16 protein-coding genes are annotated in these 15,293 nt (G+C 39.9%); 2 read left to right on the top strand and 14 right to left on the bottom strand.

Annotated features, from left to right (window positions below):
- Positions 1 to 29: 29 nt before the first annotated feature.
- From DP119_RS02990 to DP119_RS02940, 11 genes are all read right to left on the bottom strand, one after another.
- Complete coding sequence (locus DP119_RS02990; protein ID WP_112230699.1) at positions 30 to 542, bottom strand: acyltransferase; 513 nt, start codon at positions 540 to 542, stop codon at positions 30 to 32.
- 430 nt (positions 543 to 972) lie between these two features.
- A complete protein-coding gene (locus tag DP119_RS02985; RefSeq protein ID WP_112230697.1) occupies positions 973 to 2,052 on the bottom strand; it encodes a glycosyltransferase in 1,080 nt (359 codons plus the stop codon).
- 156 nt (positions 2,053 to 2,208) lie between these two features.
- Positions 2,209 to 3,357 carry a glycosyltransferase family 4 protein gene (locus DP119_RS02980; protein ID WP_112230695.1) on the bottom strand — a complete coding sequence of 383 codons (1,149 nt, stop codon included), beginning with the start codon at positions 3,355 to 3,357 and terminating at the stop codon, positions 2,209 to 2,211.
- Positions 3,354 to 4,235: an NAD-dependent epimerase/dehydratase family protein gene (locus tag DP119_RS02975; protein WP_112230693.1), complete on the bottom strand. Its 882-nt coding sequence runs from the start codon at positions 4,233 to 4,235 to the stop codon at positions 3,354 to 3,356. Before DP119_RS02975 ends, DP119_RS02980 begins: the two co-directional genes overlap by 4 nt.
- 33 nt (positions 4,236 to 4,268) lie before the next feature.
- Positions 4,269 to 5,549: a nucleotide sugar dehydrogenase gene (locus tag DP119_RS02970; RefSeq protein ID WP_112230691.1), complete on the bottom strand. Its 1,281-nt coding sequence runs from the start codon at positions 5,547 to 5,549 to the stop codon at positions 4,269 to 4,271.
- A complete protein-coding gene (locus DP119_RS02965) occupies positions 5,549 to 6,565 on the bottom strand; it encodes an NAD-dependent epimerase (RefSeq protein WP_112230689.1) in 1,017 nt (338 codons plus the stop codon). The genes DP119_RS02970 and DP119_RS02965 overlap by 1 nt, the downstream gene beginning before the upstream one ends.
- Positions 6,566 to 6,640: 75 nt before the next feature.
- Positions 6,641 to 7,213, bottom strand: coding sequence for a sugar transferase (locus DP119_RS02960; RefSeq protein WP_112231920.1), 573 nt, complete (start codon positions 7,211 to 7,213; stop codon positions 6,641 to 6,643).
- 42 nt (positions 7,214 to 7,255) lie between these two features.
- Positions 7,256 to 9,100, bottom strand: coding sequence for a polysaccharide biosynthesis protein (locus DP119_RS02955; protein WP_112230687.1), 1,845 nt, complete (start codon positions 9,098 to 9,100; stop codon positions 7,256 to 7,258).
- Positions 9,101 to 9,225: 125 nt separating this feature from the next.
- Positions 9,226 to 9,993 (bottom strand): tyrosine-protein phosphatase, encoded by a 768-nt coding sequence (locus DP119_RS02950; protein ID WP_112230685.1) that lies wholly within the window; start codon positions 9,991 to 9,993, stop codon positions 9,226 to 9,228.
- 182 nt (positions 9,994 to 10,175) lie between these two features.
- On the bottom strand, positions 10,176 to 10,877 hold the full coding sequence (locus tag DP119_RS02945; protein WP_112230683.1) for a CpsD/CapB family tyrosine-protein kinase: 702 nt from the start codon (positions 10,875 to 10,877) through the stop codon (positions 10,176 to 10,178).
- Positions 10,870 to 11,604: a YveK family protein gene (locus DP119_RS02940; RefSeq protein ID WP_112230681.1), complete on the bottom strand. Its 735-nt coding sequence runs from the start codon at positions 11,602 to 11,604 to the stop codon at positions 10,870 to 10,872. The genes DP119_RS02945 and DP119_RS02940 overlap by 8 nt, the downstream gene beginning before the upstream one ends.
- A gap of 180 nt (positions 11,605 to 11,784) precedes the next feature.
- Here DP119_RS02940 and DP119_RS02935 point away from each other — a divergent pair, with 180 nt between their 5' ends.
- Positions 11,785 to 12,576, top strand: coding sequence for an SGNH/GDSL hydrolase family protein (locus DP119_RS02935; RefSeq protein ID WP_112230679.1), 792 nt, complete (start codon positions 11,785 to 11,787; stop codon positions 12,574 to 12,576).
- 12 nt (positions 12,577 to 12,588) lie between these two features.
- Complete coding sequence (locus tag DP119_RS02930; protein WP_112230677.1) at positions 12,589 to 13,509, top strand: LCP family glycopolymer transferase; 921 nt, start codon at positions 12,589 to 12,591, stop codon at positions 13,507 to 13,509.
- Between the two features lie 276 nt (positions 13,510 to 13,785).
- Here DP119_RS02930 and DP119_RS02925 read toward each other — a convergent pair whose 3' ends face one another.
- From DP119_RS02925 to DP119_RS02915, 3 genes are all read right to left on the bottom strand, one after another.
- Entirely contained in the window at positions 13,786 to 14,361 is a 576-nt protein-coding gene (locus tag DP119_RS02925; protein ID WP_112230675.1) for a hypothetical protein, read from the bottom strand.
- Between the two features lie 102 nt (positions 14,362 to 14,463).
- The gene (locus DP119_RS02920; protein WP_112230673.1) at positions 14,464 to 14,706 is read right to left on the bottom strand and encodes a hypothetical protein; all 243 of its coding nucleotides are present in this window, start codon (positions 14,704 to 14,706) and stop codon (positions 14,464 to 14,466) included.
- Positions 14,707 to 14,976: 270 nt separating this feature from the next.
- On the bottom strand, positions 14,977 to 15,171 hold the full coding sequence (locus DP119_RS02915) for a hypothetical protein (RefSeq protein WP_112230671.1): 195 nt from the start codon (positions 15,169 to 15,171) through the stop codon (positions 14,977 to 14,979).
- Positions 15,172 to 15,293 lie beyond the last annotated feature (122 nt).

Raw genomic sequence — 15,293 nt, 5'->3', positions numbered from 1 at the left:
ACCAAACTTCTCCTAGTGACTTTAATGTATTACATAAAATTTTTTAAAATACTTTGCTTTCTTTTATTTATGTCTTTAGTGACGGGCAATTCAATAATACTTTGCTTAATCTTATTTGCAAAACTTTCTATTTCTCCTATTTTTTTCGCTGGGTTCCCTCCAACTATCCATCCTTCTGGCACATCTTTCGTAACAACTGATCCTGCTCCAACAATACTGTTAGGGCCTATAGTAACTCCAGGCATGATAATACTATTGACCCCTATCATACAATTATTTTTAACAACAATTCTTCCCATCAATTCTTTTTTAAAACCTTCTTTTATCCTTGGTATGTTATGAAAATTTAACGCAACTTCTATTGAAGCATCGTGATTAATAAATTTAACACCCGAAGTGATAGTACAATTATCGCCAATTTCAATTAAGTAAGGTTCTGAACCAAAGTTGTTAAAAGATGTAAGTATTCTTGTATTTTTACCAACCTTAATATTTTTCTTTGTGAAATTTTTAGCTTTGTAGATTTTTAATAATCCTCTCAATTAGATCCCTCCACTAGTAACATAAAAAGCTACTATGTTAAATGAATTTTCATTGTAAACAAATGAAATTTAGTATATAAAAGTCAAGAGAAAAATCATGAAATCTAAAATCTAAATCCATTTCTTAAACTAGAAATCATTGTTTATATTTGAGTCAAACTTGTAGTTTTAGAGCCTGAATATTCAAAGGAGTTTTGGCACTAGGAATAAAAAGTTTAAAACTAAATTACTTTTTAAATTCTATAGCTAACTTACTTTGTCATATCTAGCAATTAATAGATAAATGGTTTATGCCTATTATAAAGAAAGATAAGCTGCTAAATATGCGAAAGCTATCTATACTCTTATATAATTTAACGCTATTTTTTGAAGTTAAAAACCGAGCATTATAATTGTAGCTTTTGGTGTAATATTTACCAAATTGGATTATTTATATAATACTATATATTTTCTCCATAAAGTTTTCTATAGAAAACTTCTTGCTATGAACTTTTAATTTTTCTCGATTTACTTTTTCCGTCTTTTTTAAAACTTCTTTCGCAAAGCGTTCTTTTTCTCCTAAAGGAATTAAAGAACCATTTATATTCTGAGTTATCATCTCCCTTATTCCCCCTGGCATATCGTAGGAAATTACATAGACTCCACAAGCATTTGCTTCGATAACTACATTTGGAGAAGATTCTCTGTGGGATGTCAATAGTAATAACTCTGAAGCTTTTATAAATTTATACGGATTAGTGACATAACCATGAAGTGTTACTCTATGACTCATTTTTTTACTTGAAATATACGACAACAGATTCTCTTTTTCTTTGCCGTCTCCTAATATGTTTAAATGGTAAGCTTCTGGAAGCTCTTCTAATATATCAATCATTGCTGGGAAATTCTTTACACTTTCAATCCTTCCTACTGCTACTAAATTTTTCTTGTCACTATTCCAATTTGAAAGTTCCGTTTCTAACGAAAGCTGGTGTATCTTATCATTTTCAATTGGATTTTTAATAATAATTATATTTTTTTCATTCACTTTAAAATATTTTTTAATCTCTTCTGCCATAAATTTTGATTGCACAACAACAACATCTAGTTTTTTTAATAGTATTTTGTATAATATATTCATTATTATTTTTTTAGGAGTTTTCTCTTTATACAACCATTCGCTATATACTACATTTTCTCTTCCAATGAACTTAATTTCTTTAAAAAACATAACTTTTAAGAATGCCATAATTAAATTAATGTGTCCTATAATAGAAAATACATAATCCGGTTCTTCTTCTCTTATTGTTTGGACCAGTTTAGGGATTGATAACAATGTATTAGTAGATTGTAAATCAACTACCTCCACTTTTTTTCCTATTTTTGATAAATGATCTCCCTGTTTTTTAAATAGTACAAGTTTCACTTCAAATAAATTAAGATTAATATTATTTATTAATTTTATAAGCACTGCTTCTGCACCTCCATGGTGCAGATTTGGTGCTATAAACAAAACTTTCTTTTTCTTCATAATTTGTTCAATCCTTTAATCAATCAAAACAACTAACATATCTATATGCGTTGAAGTCATGAATCCATTAATTATATTTAGTATTTCTCAAGATTTAATAATATGCCGAATAGGTCTTAAAACAAGTAAAGATTATAGGATAATTATTATTAGTTTTTATTTTTTGTTAATTTTAAAATTTTCAAATACTCTTAGCTGTCTATCCAAAACTTTTTGTTCCTCAAATTCTTCTAAAAATATACTTCGAGATTGTTTCCCGTAATCATTTAACTTATCATCGTTTGTTAGCAATCTTTCTAATGCACTTACTAATGAATCTACATCTCTGTCCCTACATAGATAGCCATTAAACCCATCAAAAACTTCTTCTCTACATCCTCGAATATCAGTAGCAACAATGGGTTTCCCCATAGCCATCGCTTCAATAATCGATCGAGGTAACCCTTCCCTATAAGAGGGAAGGGTAAATACGTCAGAAGCTGCTAATATTTTAGGTATATCATCTCTTAGGCCTAACAAATGAATATCTTGTCTCACAGAACTAGACATTTTATCAACTATTGCTTGAGGAGAGAGTCCATCTCTATCCCCTGTGACCCCTCCTCCAACTAACAGAAGTGCTAAGTCACTATGTTTAGAAGAAAGAATTTCAAAAGCTGCGAGTAATTCACGAATCCCCTTTTCTTTTACCAATCTTCCTATAAACAAAATTACTTTTTTTCCTTCTACATTTAGCTCTCTACGTATTATATTTCTGTCATAATCCAGAGGATTAAATTTGTTACCTGATACACCGTTGTTTATATGCACTAATCTATCTGGCTTATTGAATTTTTTTTGAAGTGCTAGTTCGTAATCTTCTTTGCTCTGGAAAAATATATAGTCAGTAAGATACTTACCCCAAATTTTTTCCAGAGAATAAGTCATCTTGTAAACAAATGGCTTCATATTCTCATGAAAATAAAATCCATGTGCAGTATACACATTCAAAGGAACATTAGTTATTTTTGCAGCCAATCTTGTAATCAAACTAGCAACAGGTGTATGAGAATGGATAATATCGTATTTCTCTTTTCGAATTAAGGTGACCATTTTTATCAATGATTTAAAATGATTAAAAACGTTTATATCTCTTGAAAAAGGTATGTGTTTAATAGCATAGCCTTTATTCCTAAGATCTTCACCAATCTCATTCACATTGCACGCTATATGAACCTCATAATCTTTGTTATCTAATTCATCAACTAAAGGTAATAAAAACTTTTTCACGGTAAAATCTACAGCAGTAACCTGTAATATCTTCATTTAACTATTCCTTTTTCTCTTAGTAGATTTATTTCTTGGATTATTCCTTCATTAAAAGTTCTTGGGCTATATTTTAATAAGTTTCTAGCTTTCTCATTAGAATAAGCTTTATCTTCTTGCAAGCGTTTAACCTGCTCTACAGAAATTATGGGTTTAGGCATAATCCTACTTGATACTTCGGCACCGAAAATCGCAAGCTTAATTGGAATATAAATTAATTTCGTTTTCTTACCTAAACCATCTCTTATAGCAGTGATTACATCGTTGTATGTAACCACGCTCCCACCTGATAAATCGAAATCTTCATTATATAGACCATCCGATTGGTGAGCTGCCACTGTGGCAGTTGCTAAGTCATCTACATGTACTGGTTGCATTAGAGCAGAACCATCTCCGAAGACTGGAAAAATAGGACTTCTATTTATAAACTTAATTAACTTATGCATATTATGATCACGATGATTTCCATATATCATAGTCGGACGTAATATAATAAAATTTGTATTCGGATAAGTATTATTCAATATCTCTTTCTCTATTCGTTCATACAAAGAACTATAGCTTCTGTATTTAGAATAGACTCCTGTTGTATGAATCAGAACAACTTTTTCAACTCCGTACTCATTTGCTTTAATTAGTAAAGAAGGAGAATACCTTATATTAGCAATGTGGATTATTGACTTAATAGGATACTTTTCAAACAATTCATTTAAAGAGTTAGCATTATTTAAATCTCCAACAAAGACCTTGATATTATATGCATTATCCTGTACCGGTGTTCTAGAAACGCCAACAATTTCATTCGTATCTATAATTGTTGATAGTTTTTTTAAAACCAACGTCCCAGTATTACCAGTAAATCCTGTTATTAATATCATAAATTTTTACTTCCCCTTATTGACAAACTCTTTTTATAATCTCCACAACTCAATTGATTCAGGTTTTTCGTCTTTCTTCAAAGAACTTTTTACATCAACTAAGGTTCCGGATTCATTTTTAAGCAAGTTTTTTATGAATTCCCACCCACCATCAAGATATTCCTGATGTGGTACAGCAAATATAACTGCGTCAGCTGGCTCTATTTTAGCTATATCGATTAAATTTATTCCATATTCTCTCATTGCTTCAGCACTTTCTGCTTCAGCATCTGTAACATTAACAGTTACATCAAATTCTTGGAGTTCACGTATTACGTCAATAACTTTTGAATTTCGCAAATCTGGCACATTTTCTTTAAATGTTAGTCCTAAAACTGTGACATTGGCTCCTTGCACGCCAATTCCTTGCTTAATAAGTTTCTTAACTAAAGTTCTCGCAATATACTTCCCAAGATCGTCGTTTATACGTCTACCAGCTAGAATTACATCCGGTTGGTAACCAACAGCTTGAGCCTTATGAGTTAAATAATAAGGATCTACTCCGATACAATGACCTCCAACTAAGCCAGGAGAAAATTTAAGGAAGTTCCATTTCGTTCCCGCTGCCTCCAACACTTCAGAAGTATCAATATCAAGACGATCGAAAATCAATGCCAGTTCATTCATTAAAGCGATGTTTACGTCACGCTGTGTATTTTCAATTACCTTTGCTGCTTCTGCAACTTTAATTGAACTTGCTTTATGTACACCAGCTTTAACTACGCTAGAGTATGTATCTGCCACAACTTCAAGCACTTCCTGAGTTTGTCCGGAAACTACTTTGGTAATCGTTGTAAATGTGTGCTCTTTATCACCAGGATTGATTCGTTCAGGAGAATAACCTACAAAGAAATCCTTTCCGCATTCTAACCCTGAGAATTTTTCAAGCACAGGTACACATACTTCTTCTGTAGCTCCCGGATATACTGTAGATTCAAAAACAACAATTGTTCCCTCAGATAAGTTCTTACCAACTGTCTCAGACGCTTTAACTAGTGGAGTTAAATCGGGCTGGTTATGCTCATTAATTGGAGTTGGTACTGCAACAATCAAAAAATCCGCTTCTTTTAATTTTTCGGGATTTGATGTAAATTCTATTGTTGCCGCTTTTAATTCTTCAGCAGTTACTTCATTAGTATAATCAGTTCCATTAATTAATGTAGAAATACGGTTCTCATTAATATCAAATCCCACAATTTGATGTTTTTTTCCAAAAGCCACTGCCACAGGTAATCCTACATATCCAAGTCCTACTACACCGATTTTTCTATCCATTATAATCTCACTCCATAATATTCGACATACCAGTCGATAAATTTGCCTACACCGTCTTTAATATTTGTTTTAGGTTGGAAATTTATATCTCTATAAAGATCCGCTACATCCGCATAAGTTGCGGGAACATCCCCATCTTGAAGAGGCATGTAGTTTTTGATTGCATTTTTTCCAACTTTTTCTTCAATCGCTTCAATAAACTCCATTAAGTTGACCGGACTATTATTACCTATATTATAAATTTTGTATGGCGCGTAGCTTGTACCTGGATCAGGATTTTTTCCTGTCCACTCTGGATTTGCTATTGCCGGTTTTTCGACTAGTCTTCTAATAGACTCTACAATATCATCTACGTATGTAAAATCTCTCATCATTTCACCATTATTAAAAACATTGATTTCTTTGCCTTCAATGATGTTTTTCGTAAACATAAATAACGCCATATCCGGTCTGCCCCATGGGCCATACACTGTGAAGAATCGTAAGCCTGTGGTCGGAATATTGTATAGCTGACTATATGTATGCGCCATTAATTCATTTGCTTTCTTTGTTGCTGCATATAAACTCATAGGATGATCCACATTATCATGAACAGAAAAAGGAAGGCTAGTGTTGGCTCCATAAACAGAACTAGAAGATGCATAAATTAAATGCTCGACTTGGTTATGTCTCGCACCTTCTAAAATGTTCGTAAACCCAACTATATTTGCCTCAATATAAGCATGCGGGTTTTCCAAGCTATACCTTACGCCTGCTTGTGCAGCTAAATTGACAACAATTTCGGGTTTGTATTTAGAAAAAAGATTTTCCATACTTTCTTTATCTTCAAGTGATATTTTTTCAAATTTAAAATTTTCATTTTCTTTAATTGGCTCTAATCTAGAAAGTTTTAAGTTCACATCATAATAATCGTTCAAGTTATCAATTCCAATAACTTTAAATCCATCAGCTAACAGCCTTTTTGAAAGATGTGACCCTATAAAACCTGCTGCTCCTGTAACTAAAACCTTTTTCATTAATATTTACTCCTTCTCCTTCTTTTTTCTCACCTAGTGAAAGACAAGAAATAGCGGAATCAATTTTGTACAGACTTACTTTCCTTCTTTAACCCCATCACTTCTTAAAACCCCAAAAACCGTCTTAACAAAAATCTCCGAATCCAAAAACGGATTCCTCTTCTCCACATAATATCCATCCAGCTTGGCTTTCACATCAATCGGCAATTCATCTCTGCCGTTAACTTGTGCCCAACCAGTCAGTCCTGGAAGAACATCATTCGCCTTATACTTGTCCCGCTCCGCAATCAGATCCTCCTGATTCCATAAAGCAGGTCTTGGCCCTACAATGCTCATTTCACCTTTTAAAATATTCACCAACTGAGGAAGCTCATCCAAACTTGTTTTACGCAGGAATTTGCCCACTCGAGTTATGTATGCGTCCGGCTTATCCAGCATATGAGTAGGCATATCATTTGGTGCATCAATTTTCATCGTTCTGAACTTCAGAATATGGAACTCTTTCTTGCCTTTGCCGATGCGCTTTTGTTTAAACAGAATCGGGCCAGGTGAATCTATTTTAATGATTAAACATAAAATGAGAAAGACCACGGATAAACAAATAAGAATAAATAACGATAAAGAAAAATCTACAATCCTTTTGGCCATTGAGAACACTTTCAGTTCCCCTTTCTGCTTTTACATTTTCTTTTACTTACTGCTTCCAACCAATAACTTAGAACTCTCAACATTCTTCCTATTAGCCAAATCCACCAATACATCCCGAAGCTCCAAACTGTCCATCTCACCAAGCTTCTCCATCAAATACAGCAACTCCAGCTCTGCAGCCGGGTTGGCCTTCCCAATATAAATCTTCGGAAACACCATCTCGCTCTGAATCTCATCCTCATTCAAAAGCTCCTCAAACAGCTTCTCACCAGGACGCATGCCCGTTTCCTTAATTTCGATTTCGCCTTCCGCATATCCAGACAACCGAATCAAGTTCTTCGCAAGATCAACAATCTTTACAGGTTCGCCCATATCCAGCACGAAAACTTCTCCGCCTTCCGCAAGAGTCCCTGCCTGAATTACAAGGCGTGATGCTTCCGGTATCGTCATAAAGTATCTTGTCATTCTCATATCCGTCACAGTTACAGGGCCGCCTGCAGCAATCTGCTTTTTGAACAGCGGGATAACCGACCCCCGTGATCCCAGCACATTCCCGAATCGTACTGCCGCAAACTTCGTCTCACTCCGCTTCGCCAGATTCTGCACAATCATCTCCGCAAAACGTTTCGATGCTCCCATCACGTTAGGGGGGGTGACCGCTTTGTCAGTAGAGACCATAACGAAGTTCTTCACTCCAGCCATATGAGATGCTTCTGCTACATTCTTAGTGCCGTAAATATTATTCTTCACAGCTTCCATTGGATTTCCTTCCATTAAAGGAACATGTTTATGTGCTGCAGCATGATACACAACATCTGGCTTGTATTCATCCAAGATTGCTATAATACGTTCCCGGTCTTGGATATCGGCAATTAAAGGAATAATCTCCGTTTCATTTCCGATAGCTTTCCGCAGCTCCATATCAATTAAGTAAATAGAGTTCTCGCCATGACCTAGTAAAAGGAGCTGTTTTGGGCCAAAGCGAGAGATTTGGCGGCAAATTTCAGACCCAATCGATCCCCCTGCGCCAGTTACCAAAATTGTTTTTCCAGTCAACTGGTCAGCAATCATGTTCATATCGAGCTTTACTTCTTCACGGCCAAGAAGATCTTCAATTTTTACATCTTGAATATCGGTAACAGAGACTTTACCAGTCATCACATCTTCGATGAGAGGGATGGTTTGTGTCTTAATCCCAGTATCCATACAATGTTTGATTAATTCTGCTGATTCTTGCTTGGTAAGTGACGGAATAGCTAGGATAATCCGTTCAATGGCATTATCTTTTGCAATAGAGTCAATATCTTTTGTCTGACCATGCACCACTCGTACATCATAAATGTCTAAACCATGTTTATTCTTATCATCATCGACAAACAAGACTGGCAAAAATCCATTTTCAGGATTGTTCAACAGCTGCCGCGCGACAAGCGTGCCGGCTTTTCCAGCACCTACGATCATTGTGCGCTTAAGTTCCTGATTTGAAGATTTCAACTTGAAAGCTCGACCACGCATCATCCGCCAAGAAAGGCGAGATCCGCCGATCAATAGCACGTGGAGCATCCATGTTATGGCAAGAGCTCGGACTAAAATGTCCTCACGAACTAGCAGTTGAACCAGTCCAACCGCTAATACTGATAAAGTTACTGCTTTTACAATAGAAGAAAGTTCACCAATTGAGGCATATTCCCATACTTTTCGGTAAAGTCCGAAGTACATGGCAAAAACATGATGAGCGATAAAGATGGTTAACGCGCTGGCTAAGAGGAATTGGTTCTGGAAGATATCTACATAAGGGTAGAGGATGTAGTAGCCGACGAAAATAGAGAAAAAGACGATTAGCGAATCGATTACTATGAGTAAAGACATTCTGTTTTTCAGGGACATGCGGGTCCATCCTTTCACGAGGCGTTACTTTTTACACAAGTGCTGGAAATCTGTTGCTAATTTTAACATGACTTTTACAGTAAAGATAGAGCATAAATGTAAAATTCATACTAAATTATTATGTTTTAAGCAAAGATATTCCACCATTTGCTCTTTTCTATGTCTTGTGGCTCAAGAACGTACAAGTCCTGGTCCAGGAGGATACGGTCATTGTTCTCGAGCAGGATGTCAATCATCTGGTGACGGTTCTTTTTCTCGAGCACGTCGAGCCCCGCATTGAAATGGAACGGCCGCACATCTTCACTGTGCACATCCGAACCGTATACATGGATCATATTGGCATCGACCAGCTGAAGCGCCGTCTTTTGGATACTCTTGCCGAAGCTTCCGGCGAGTGATCCAGCCGTTACTTGCGCCATGGCACCATGAATCAAAAGCTTCTTCAAGCGCTCAGGCTTTTGGATGATGCCTTGGTTGCGCTCTGCGTGTGCGATGATCGGGATGTAGCCGGAAGTGATCAATTGCTGGATGACTGGCACAGTGTAAGCCGGGATGCCGGATGAAGGCAGCTCCAATAAGACGTAGCGCGATTCTGCCAAGGTCAATGCTTCACCCGTCGCGAGACGCTGGGGCAATTTATCCGATAAGCGGCATTCCTGACCGCTATAGATTTCAAGCGGTAATTGCGCTTCTTTTACATAGTCTTTCACTGCTTTTAATTGCACATGAAGTGCTGCGATGTCCGTCTTGAAGTTCGGGTGGTGGCCGTGCGGTGTCGCGATAATGCCGGTCAGTTGTTCATTGACCGCCATATCGAGTAACCGTTTCGTGTGTTCCATCGTTTCTGCGCCGTCATCAAGTGCAGGTAAAATATGTGAGTGCGTATCGATCATGTTTGGTTCCCTCCTGTTGCTAGGCAATCATTTCTCATGTCCAGGTGTTCATTTCTCTATAAGCGTTCTCTATGTATTCGTTTTAAGGTAGAAATCTGTCAAATATGGCTATCTCTTATTCTTTCTTTGAAAAAATTGGCTATAGCATTTAAAAGAAAAAGCAAAAGGAGGGAACCCTCCTTTTACTCAGCATTGCCGTAGTATTGGTAATAATAGCTGTCTTTTGCCAGCTCAAAATTGTTCAATACGGCGCCGATCAATTTGCTATTGGACGCTTCGATTGCTTCTTTGGCTTTAGCGGCCATTTCTTTTTCTGTACTTCCGGAATTGACAACCAAAATGGCTCCGTCGCATTTATTCGCAAGTACCTGTCCGTCCGTTACAGACAATACAGGTGGGGCGTCAAAAATCACGACGTCATATCGTTTCTTCAAGTCAGAGATAAGCATACCCATTGCGTTGGATGCCAATAGCTCTGCCGGGTTCGGCGGAATCGGTCCGCATGTCATCAAATCTAGACGTTCAATCGTCGTCGGACGAATTGCGTCTTCCACGGTTGCTTGACGTGTCAAGACGTTTGATAAGCCGATTGTATTCGGCATGTGGAACGTATAGTGAGTTGTTGGTTTCCGCATATCACCATCTACCAACAAGACTGTCTTTCCTTCTTGCGCGAATACAGTCGCTAGGTTGGCAGAAGTTGTCGACTTTCCTTCTCCTGGCGCTGCTGAAGTAACCACAATTGAACGCAGTTCCTGATCAGGGGATGCAAAATTGACGTTCGTACGCAAGGTACGGAATTGTTCAGAGACGACCGAGCGAGGCGTTGTGTGCGTAACGACTTTCCGTGCAGTTGCTTGCAAACTCTGTTTTTTCTTAGCCATTCAATTCCGCCGCCTTTCTGCGATTGCTCGTTGTTGTTTCAAGTTCTGCTTTTTCTTTAATCGGTGAAATCACACCTAGTAGCGGAACTCCAAGAATGTCTTCAATGTCTTGTTCAGTCTTCATCGATGTATCGAGGTATTCACGCAAGAACGCGATCCCGACGCCTAGCATCAATCCGACAACCGCTGCGATTGCCATGTTAAGGATAGGATTCGGCTCGACCGGGCTCGGGTTTTCTTTCAATACGGCAGGCGATAGAATCGATACGTTATCGACGTTCATCAGTTCTTTAACATCATTTTCAAATACTTCCGCTGTCGTGTTGGCGATTTCAACGGCTTGTGCTGGGTCTTCGTCACGTACGACGACGTTCACCACTTGAGAGTTTTCTGCTGTATTTACTGTAATCTTTTGAGTCAAAGCTTCAGCGCTCATATCCAAGTTCATCTGCTCGATGACTTGATCGAGGATAGCCGGGCTTTTAATGATGACCGAATAAGTATTGATGAGCTGCAAGTCGGTCTGGATGTTTTGGTTCGTCAGCTGCGCTGCTTCGGTTTGTTCCTGGTTGACGAGGATCTGTGTCGAGTTCTCATAAATCGGTGTCAGGAACAAGAACGAAACCGCTCCTGCAATGGTGATCGCCAAGATGGTCGTCAGGGCAATGATTCCGATGTTCTTCTTCAATGTCTTGAATAAATCCTGTAAGCTAATCGTCTCTTCCATGTAGTAAAAGGCTCCTTCTATGATTTCAATTTAATTAATAGACAAATTTAAACAACATAAGACAGTATATCACAGGAATATATCATTTGGACTTCCAATTTTAAAAAGTTATATAGGAACAAGGATGGATTTATGCTATCTTTAATTTATAGAAATGGCTTTTATTGAAAGGAGTAAAGTATGAAATTGTATAAATTAGGTGGGCTCGTGGCAGTCCTTATCTGCCTAGGAATCCTTGTCTATTCTTACTTATCCTGGCAGGACAAATTGCAAGGAGCTGCCGGCACAAACGCTGAAGCGAGCACCGAGAGCAAAAACACCACTAGCGAAACCGAAAACACCCAAATCGAAGAAAAAAGTGGCGAATCTGTGAACAGCGATCTGATCGCCAATATGGACGAACAAGTCCAGAAGCTGTTCATCAAAAAAAGTTCCGAAGGCGAAACGCTGAAATTATTGATCGCGGGATCCGAAGCACTCGAGTCAGGTGACCCGGGATACGCGGAACGCTTGAAGACTTCCCTTGAAGAAGCTTACGGGGAAACCATCGACGTAACCATCCAGGCGATCGAGGGAACCTCTTATGATCTTCAATATGTAGACTTGGATGCGGCTTACGATTTGGTGTTATTGGAACCCATGACACTTATGAATAATGACCGTATCTCCATTGAAGACGAACGCAAGCATGTCGAGGATTTCTCGATCCGTCTGGAAGAGGAAAATCCTGATGCGCTAGTCGTCTTGCATGCGCCGCAGCCGATCTACGGTGCCGGATTCTACCGTTCGCAAGTCCAGGCACTCGAGGAATTCGCCAATCTTTACAGCTACCCTTACATCGAGCATTGGGATGCATGGCCGGATACGGATGATGTCGCGTTGAAGGAACATTTGACCGAAGACGCCGTCCCTAATGACAAGGGCGCTGAAACTTGGGCAACCGAATTGAGCAATTATTTTATCGCAAACTAACGGAGGATCGATATGAAGAAGAAACGCAAATGGCCCAAGTACGTGCTCATCGCATTGCTTTTGGCAATCATCGCTGGCGGCATCTATGTCTATAGCGTCTACTCGAATTTCACCAACACCATCGACACGATGCACGAACCTGTCGAACGCGAACAGCCTTCCGTCGAACGGACCGAAATCATCGAGTTCGACCAGCAAGACCCATTCTCTGTCCTGTTGCTTGGCGTCGACGAACGCGAAGACGACCGCGGCCGCTCGGACACGATGGTCGTCATGACCGTCAACCCGGAAACGCAGTCGACGAAAATGGTGTCCATCCCGCGCGACACCTACACTGAAATCGTCGGGCGCGGCACGACGGACAAGATCAACCATGCCTATGCATTCGGCGGCATTGAAATGTCGATGAACACGACCGAGAACTTGCTCGATATCCCGATCGATTACGTCGTGCAAGTGAATATGGAAGGTTTTGAGGATATCGTCGACGCAGTAGATGGTGTCGATGTGAACAACCCGATGGCGTTCGACAATTTCGCTCAAGGCGAGATCCACTTGAACGGCGAACAAGCTCTCGATTACGTCCAAATGCGCAAACAAGACCCGCGCGGCGACTTCGGCCGACAGGACCGCCAGAAACAAGTCATCCAAGGCATCATGAAAAAAGGTGCTTCCATCAATAGCCTGTGGAACTACAAAGACATCTTTGACGCGCTCGGGCAAAACGTCCGCACGAACATGACATTCGACGAGATGGTCGACGTCCAGCGCAATTACCAGGACGCCGTCACTAATGTCGACCAGATGATCGTTGAAGACGGCTACGGCGAAACCATCAACGGCATCTGGTACTACATGATGGACGATGCGGAACTCGCGGAGATCCAGTCCACGTTGAAAGAGCATCTGGAATTGGAAGAGACACAGGAATAACAAAAAGACAGCTGCACTGGCCGGTTAGCCATTCGTGCAGCTGTCTTTTTTTAGGTATAGTGAGCCGTTCTACCTTGAGCTTCGCTTGGACGAACCGCAGTGCCCGCTTTGGGTTGAGCTCCCGCGATAAGCCAAGAAGAGCACTTGTCTTATCGCTTCGCTTCACCCGTGGCGCGGGACTGCTTGGGAATTTCATTTAAGATTGTATGCGAACTTTGAGTGCTTTTTTACTTTTCCTATGGCTGATCAGCGCTTCATTGCTATCGTTCACGAAACTTATTCAATCCGCCATGATGAATAGGTGTTAAGCTCGTTCATCTGAAGGGCGGCTTCCCCTACAGACTTGCTCCGCTTCCTTAACAGCTCATCGATCAAGAAAAATGCAAAGGCTGAAATCACCGCGAAGAAGGCAAAACCATCAAGGAAAAAGTAAGAGGCGAACGCGAAGCCCATATGTATGACGAACGCCAGCACAAAACGCCATTTACCGGCGCCTGCAGTCGCCCAGTCGGATACGAGCGATACCGGCAGGCCGTAGACGAAATTGCCGAATAAAAATGCGAGGAAAATGTAAACCCCGAACATGTAATCTGCATATGTCATGTGCGAGATCATGGGCCCGCTAGCCAGATATAACAGCCACCAGACAAGGTTCGGTCCGACAGCTGACCATATAGCTGCTTTCGCTTTTCTTTTCACCAGCACCGGCTTATACAGTGCCCGCCTGATGTTCGGTATGTAGCTAAGCGCGATGATCCCTAACGCAATATAGACTTCTATGAACTCCAGCCTAGCCCAAATAACCAACCCGAGCACGATGGCAAACGGTGCGTATAACAGCAGCTTAATCATAGGCAACCTCCTTTCTTTTATCCTAACAAACCGGCTTTAGCACCGGTTTGACAATTCAGATGATAGTTCGGCCCCATTACTTAAAAGCACAAAAAAACCGCCTCAGAAGGCGGCGGCTGCTAAGCTAATGGAGCTCAGCGCTTTTTTTTTGATTAGCTCGTACTTTGCGGATTGCAGGCCGCATTGTTGAACAAAGTAGACGAACGCGCGGCGCGGGATCCCTAATTCTTTCGCCCCTACTGCCGGCCCTAAATCTTTTCCGATATAGAGATCGCTGATGATTGACCCAATCTCTTTTTGGTGTTTAGCCTCTAACTGTGCTTTTAGCTCTTCGAAGTCAGTCATTGCCAATCAACCCCCTTCAACTTCCAGTTCCCCCGAACCGAATTCTCTCTTTATTTGTAATATGTATTCATTATATTTCTTTTTACCTGATTTGACTAGCCCTTTTTACACATTAATTCCTATATTTTTCACTTTTTCATGTAATTTCGAATCTCATCGGTGCATTTCGTCCCTGTCCATCTAGGCTTAAGTCCCTTTTGAGACAGTTTTCTGTCACGGTTATCCAGGCAATGAAAAAGCTGCAAACCCGATTCCCGGGATTTGCAGCGTTTAGAGCCGTTCGAGTTTTTCCGCTTTCAAATTGAATTCATGGACAAAATGCATAAATGCTTGCCTCGGGATCCCGAGTTCCTGGGCACCTGTTCCAGGACCCAAATCTTTGTCGATGTAGACGGTTCGCATGATTTGTTCGATCGGTTCCCCGTGCTTTTTCTCTAAGCGGTGTTGGTATTCAGCAAAATCCATCCTGCTCCACCTGCTTTCTGCTTATTCAGGTAGAGACTGGAGTCCCTTCCTGTATCATCTAATTTGAGTATACAGCAGGATTTGCACGATTCCTAGACCAAAGGGCACAAACTGGCGATAAA

The sequence above is a fragment of the Planococcus maitriensis genome (genome assembly GCF_003289925.1).
In the GTDB taxonomy this organism is placed as follows: domain Bacteria; phylum Bacillota; class Bacilli; order Bacillales_A; family Planococcaceae; genus Planococcus; species Planococcus maitriensis.
The sequence above is the reverse complement of the archived record's forward strand: the minus strand, read 5'-3'. Positions and strand labels throughout refer to the sequence as shown.

Coding starts and splice junctions, on each gene's coding strand:
- DP119_RS02965 (WP_112230689.1), bottom strand. CDS start 6,565: ATGAAAAAGGTTTTAGTTACAGGAGCAGCAGGTTTTATAGGGTCACAT.
- DP119_RS02960 (WP_112231920.1), bottom strand. CDS start 7,213: ATGGCCAAAAGGATTGTAGATTTTTCTTTATCGTTATTTATTCTTATT.
- DP119_RS02955 (WP_112230687.1), bottom strand. CDS start 9,100: ATGTCCCTGAAAAACAGAATGTCTTTACTCATAGTAATCGATTCGCTA.
- DP119_RS02935 (WP_112230679.1), top strand. CDS start 11,785: ATGAAATTGTATAAATTAGGTGGGCTCGTGGCAGTCCTTATCTGCCTA.
- DP119_RS02980 (WP_112230695.1), bottom strand. CDS start 3,357: ATGAAGATATTACAGGTTACTGCTGTAGATTTTACCGTGAAAAAGTTT.
- DP119_RS02985 (WP_112230697.1), bottom strand. CDS start 2,052: ATGAAGAAAAAGAAAGTTTTGTTTATAGCACCAAATCTGCACCATGGA.
- DP119_RS02915 (WP_112230671.1), bottom strand. CDS start 15,171: ATGGATTTTGCTGAATACCAACACCGCTTAGAGAAAAAGCACGGGGAA.
- DP119_RS02925 (WP_112230675.1), bottom strand. CDS start 14,361: ATGATTAAGCTGCTGTTATACGCACCGTTTGCCATCGTGCTCGGGTTG.
- DP119_RS02945 (WP_112230683.1), bottom strand. CDS start 10,877: ATGGCTAAGAAAAAACAGAGTTTGCAAGCAACTGCACGGAAAGTCGTT.
- DP119_RS02940 (WP_112230681.1), bottom strand. CDS start 11,604: ATGGAAGAGACGATTAGCTTACAGGATTTATTCAAGACATTGAAGAAG.
- DP119_RS02950 (WP_112230685.1), bottom strand. CDS start 9,993: ATGATCGATACGCACTCACATATTTTACCTGCACTTGATGACGGCGCA.
- DP119_RS02970 (WP_112230691.1), bottom strand. CDS start 5,549: ATGGATAGAAAAATCGGTGTAGTAGGACTTGGATATGTAGGATTACCT.
- DP119_RS02920 (WP_112230673.1), bottom strand. CDS start 14,706: ATGACTGACTTCGAAGAGCTAAAAGCACAGTTAGAGGCTAAACACCAA.
- DP119_RS02930 (WP_112230677.1), top strand. CDS start 12,589: ATGAAGAAGAAACGCAAATGGCCCAAGTACGTGCTCATCGCATTGCTT.
- DP119_RS02975 (WP_112230693.1), bottom strand. CDS start 4,235: ATGATATTAATAACAGGATTTACTGGTAATACTGGGACGTTGGTTTTA.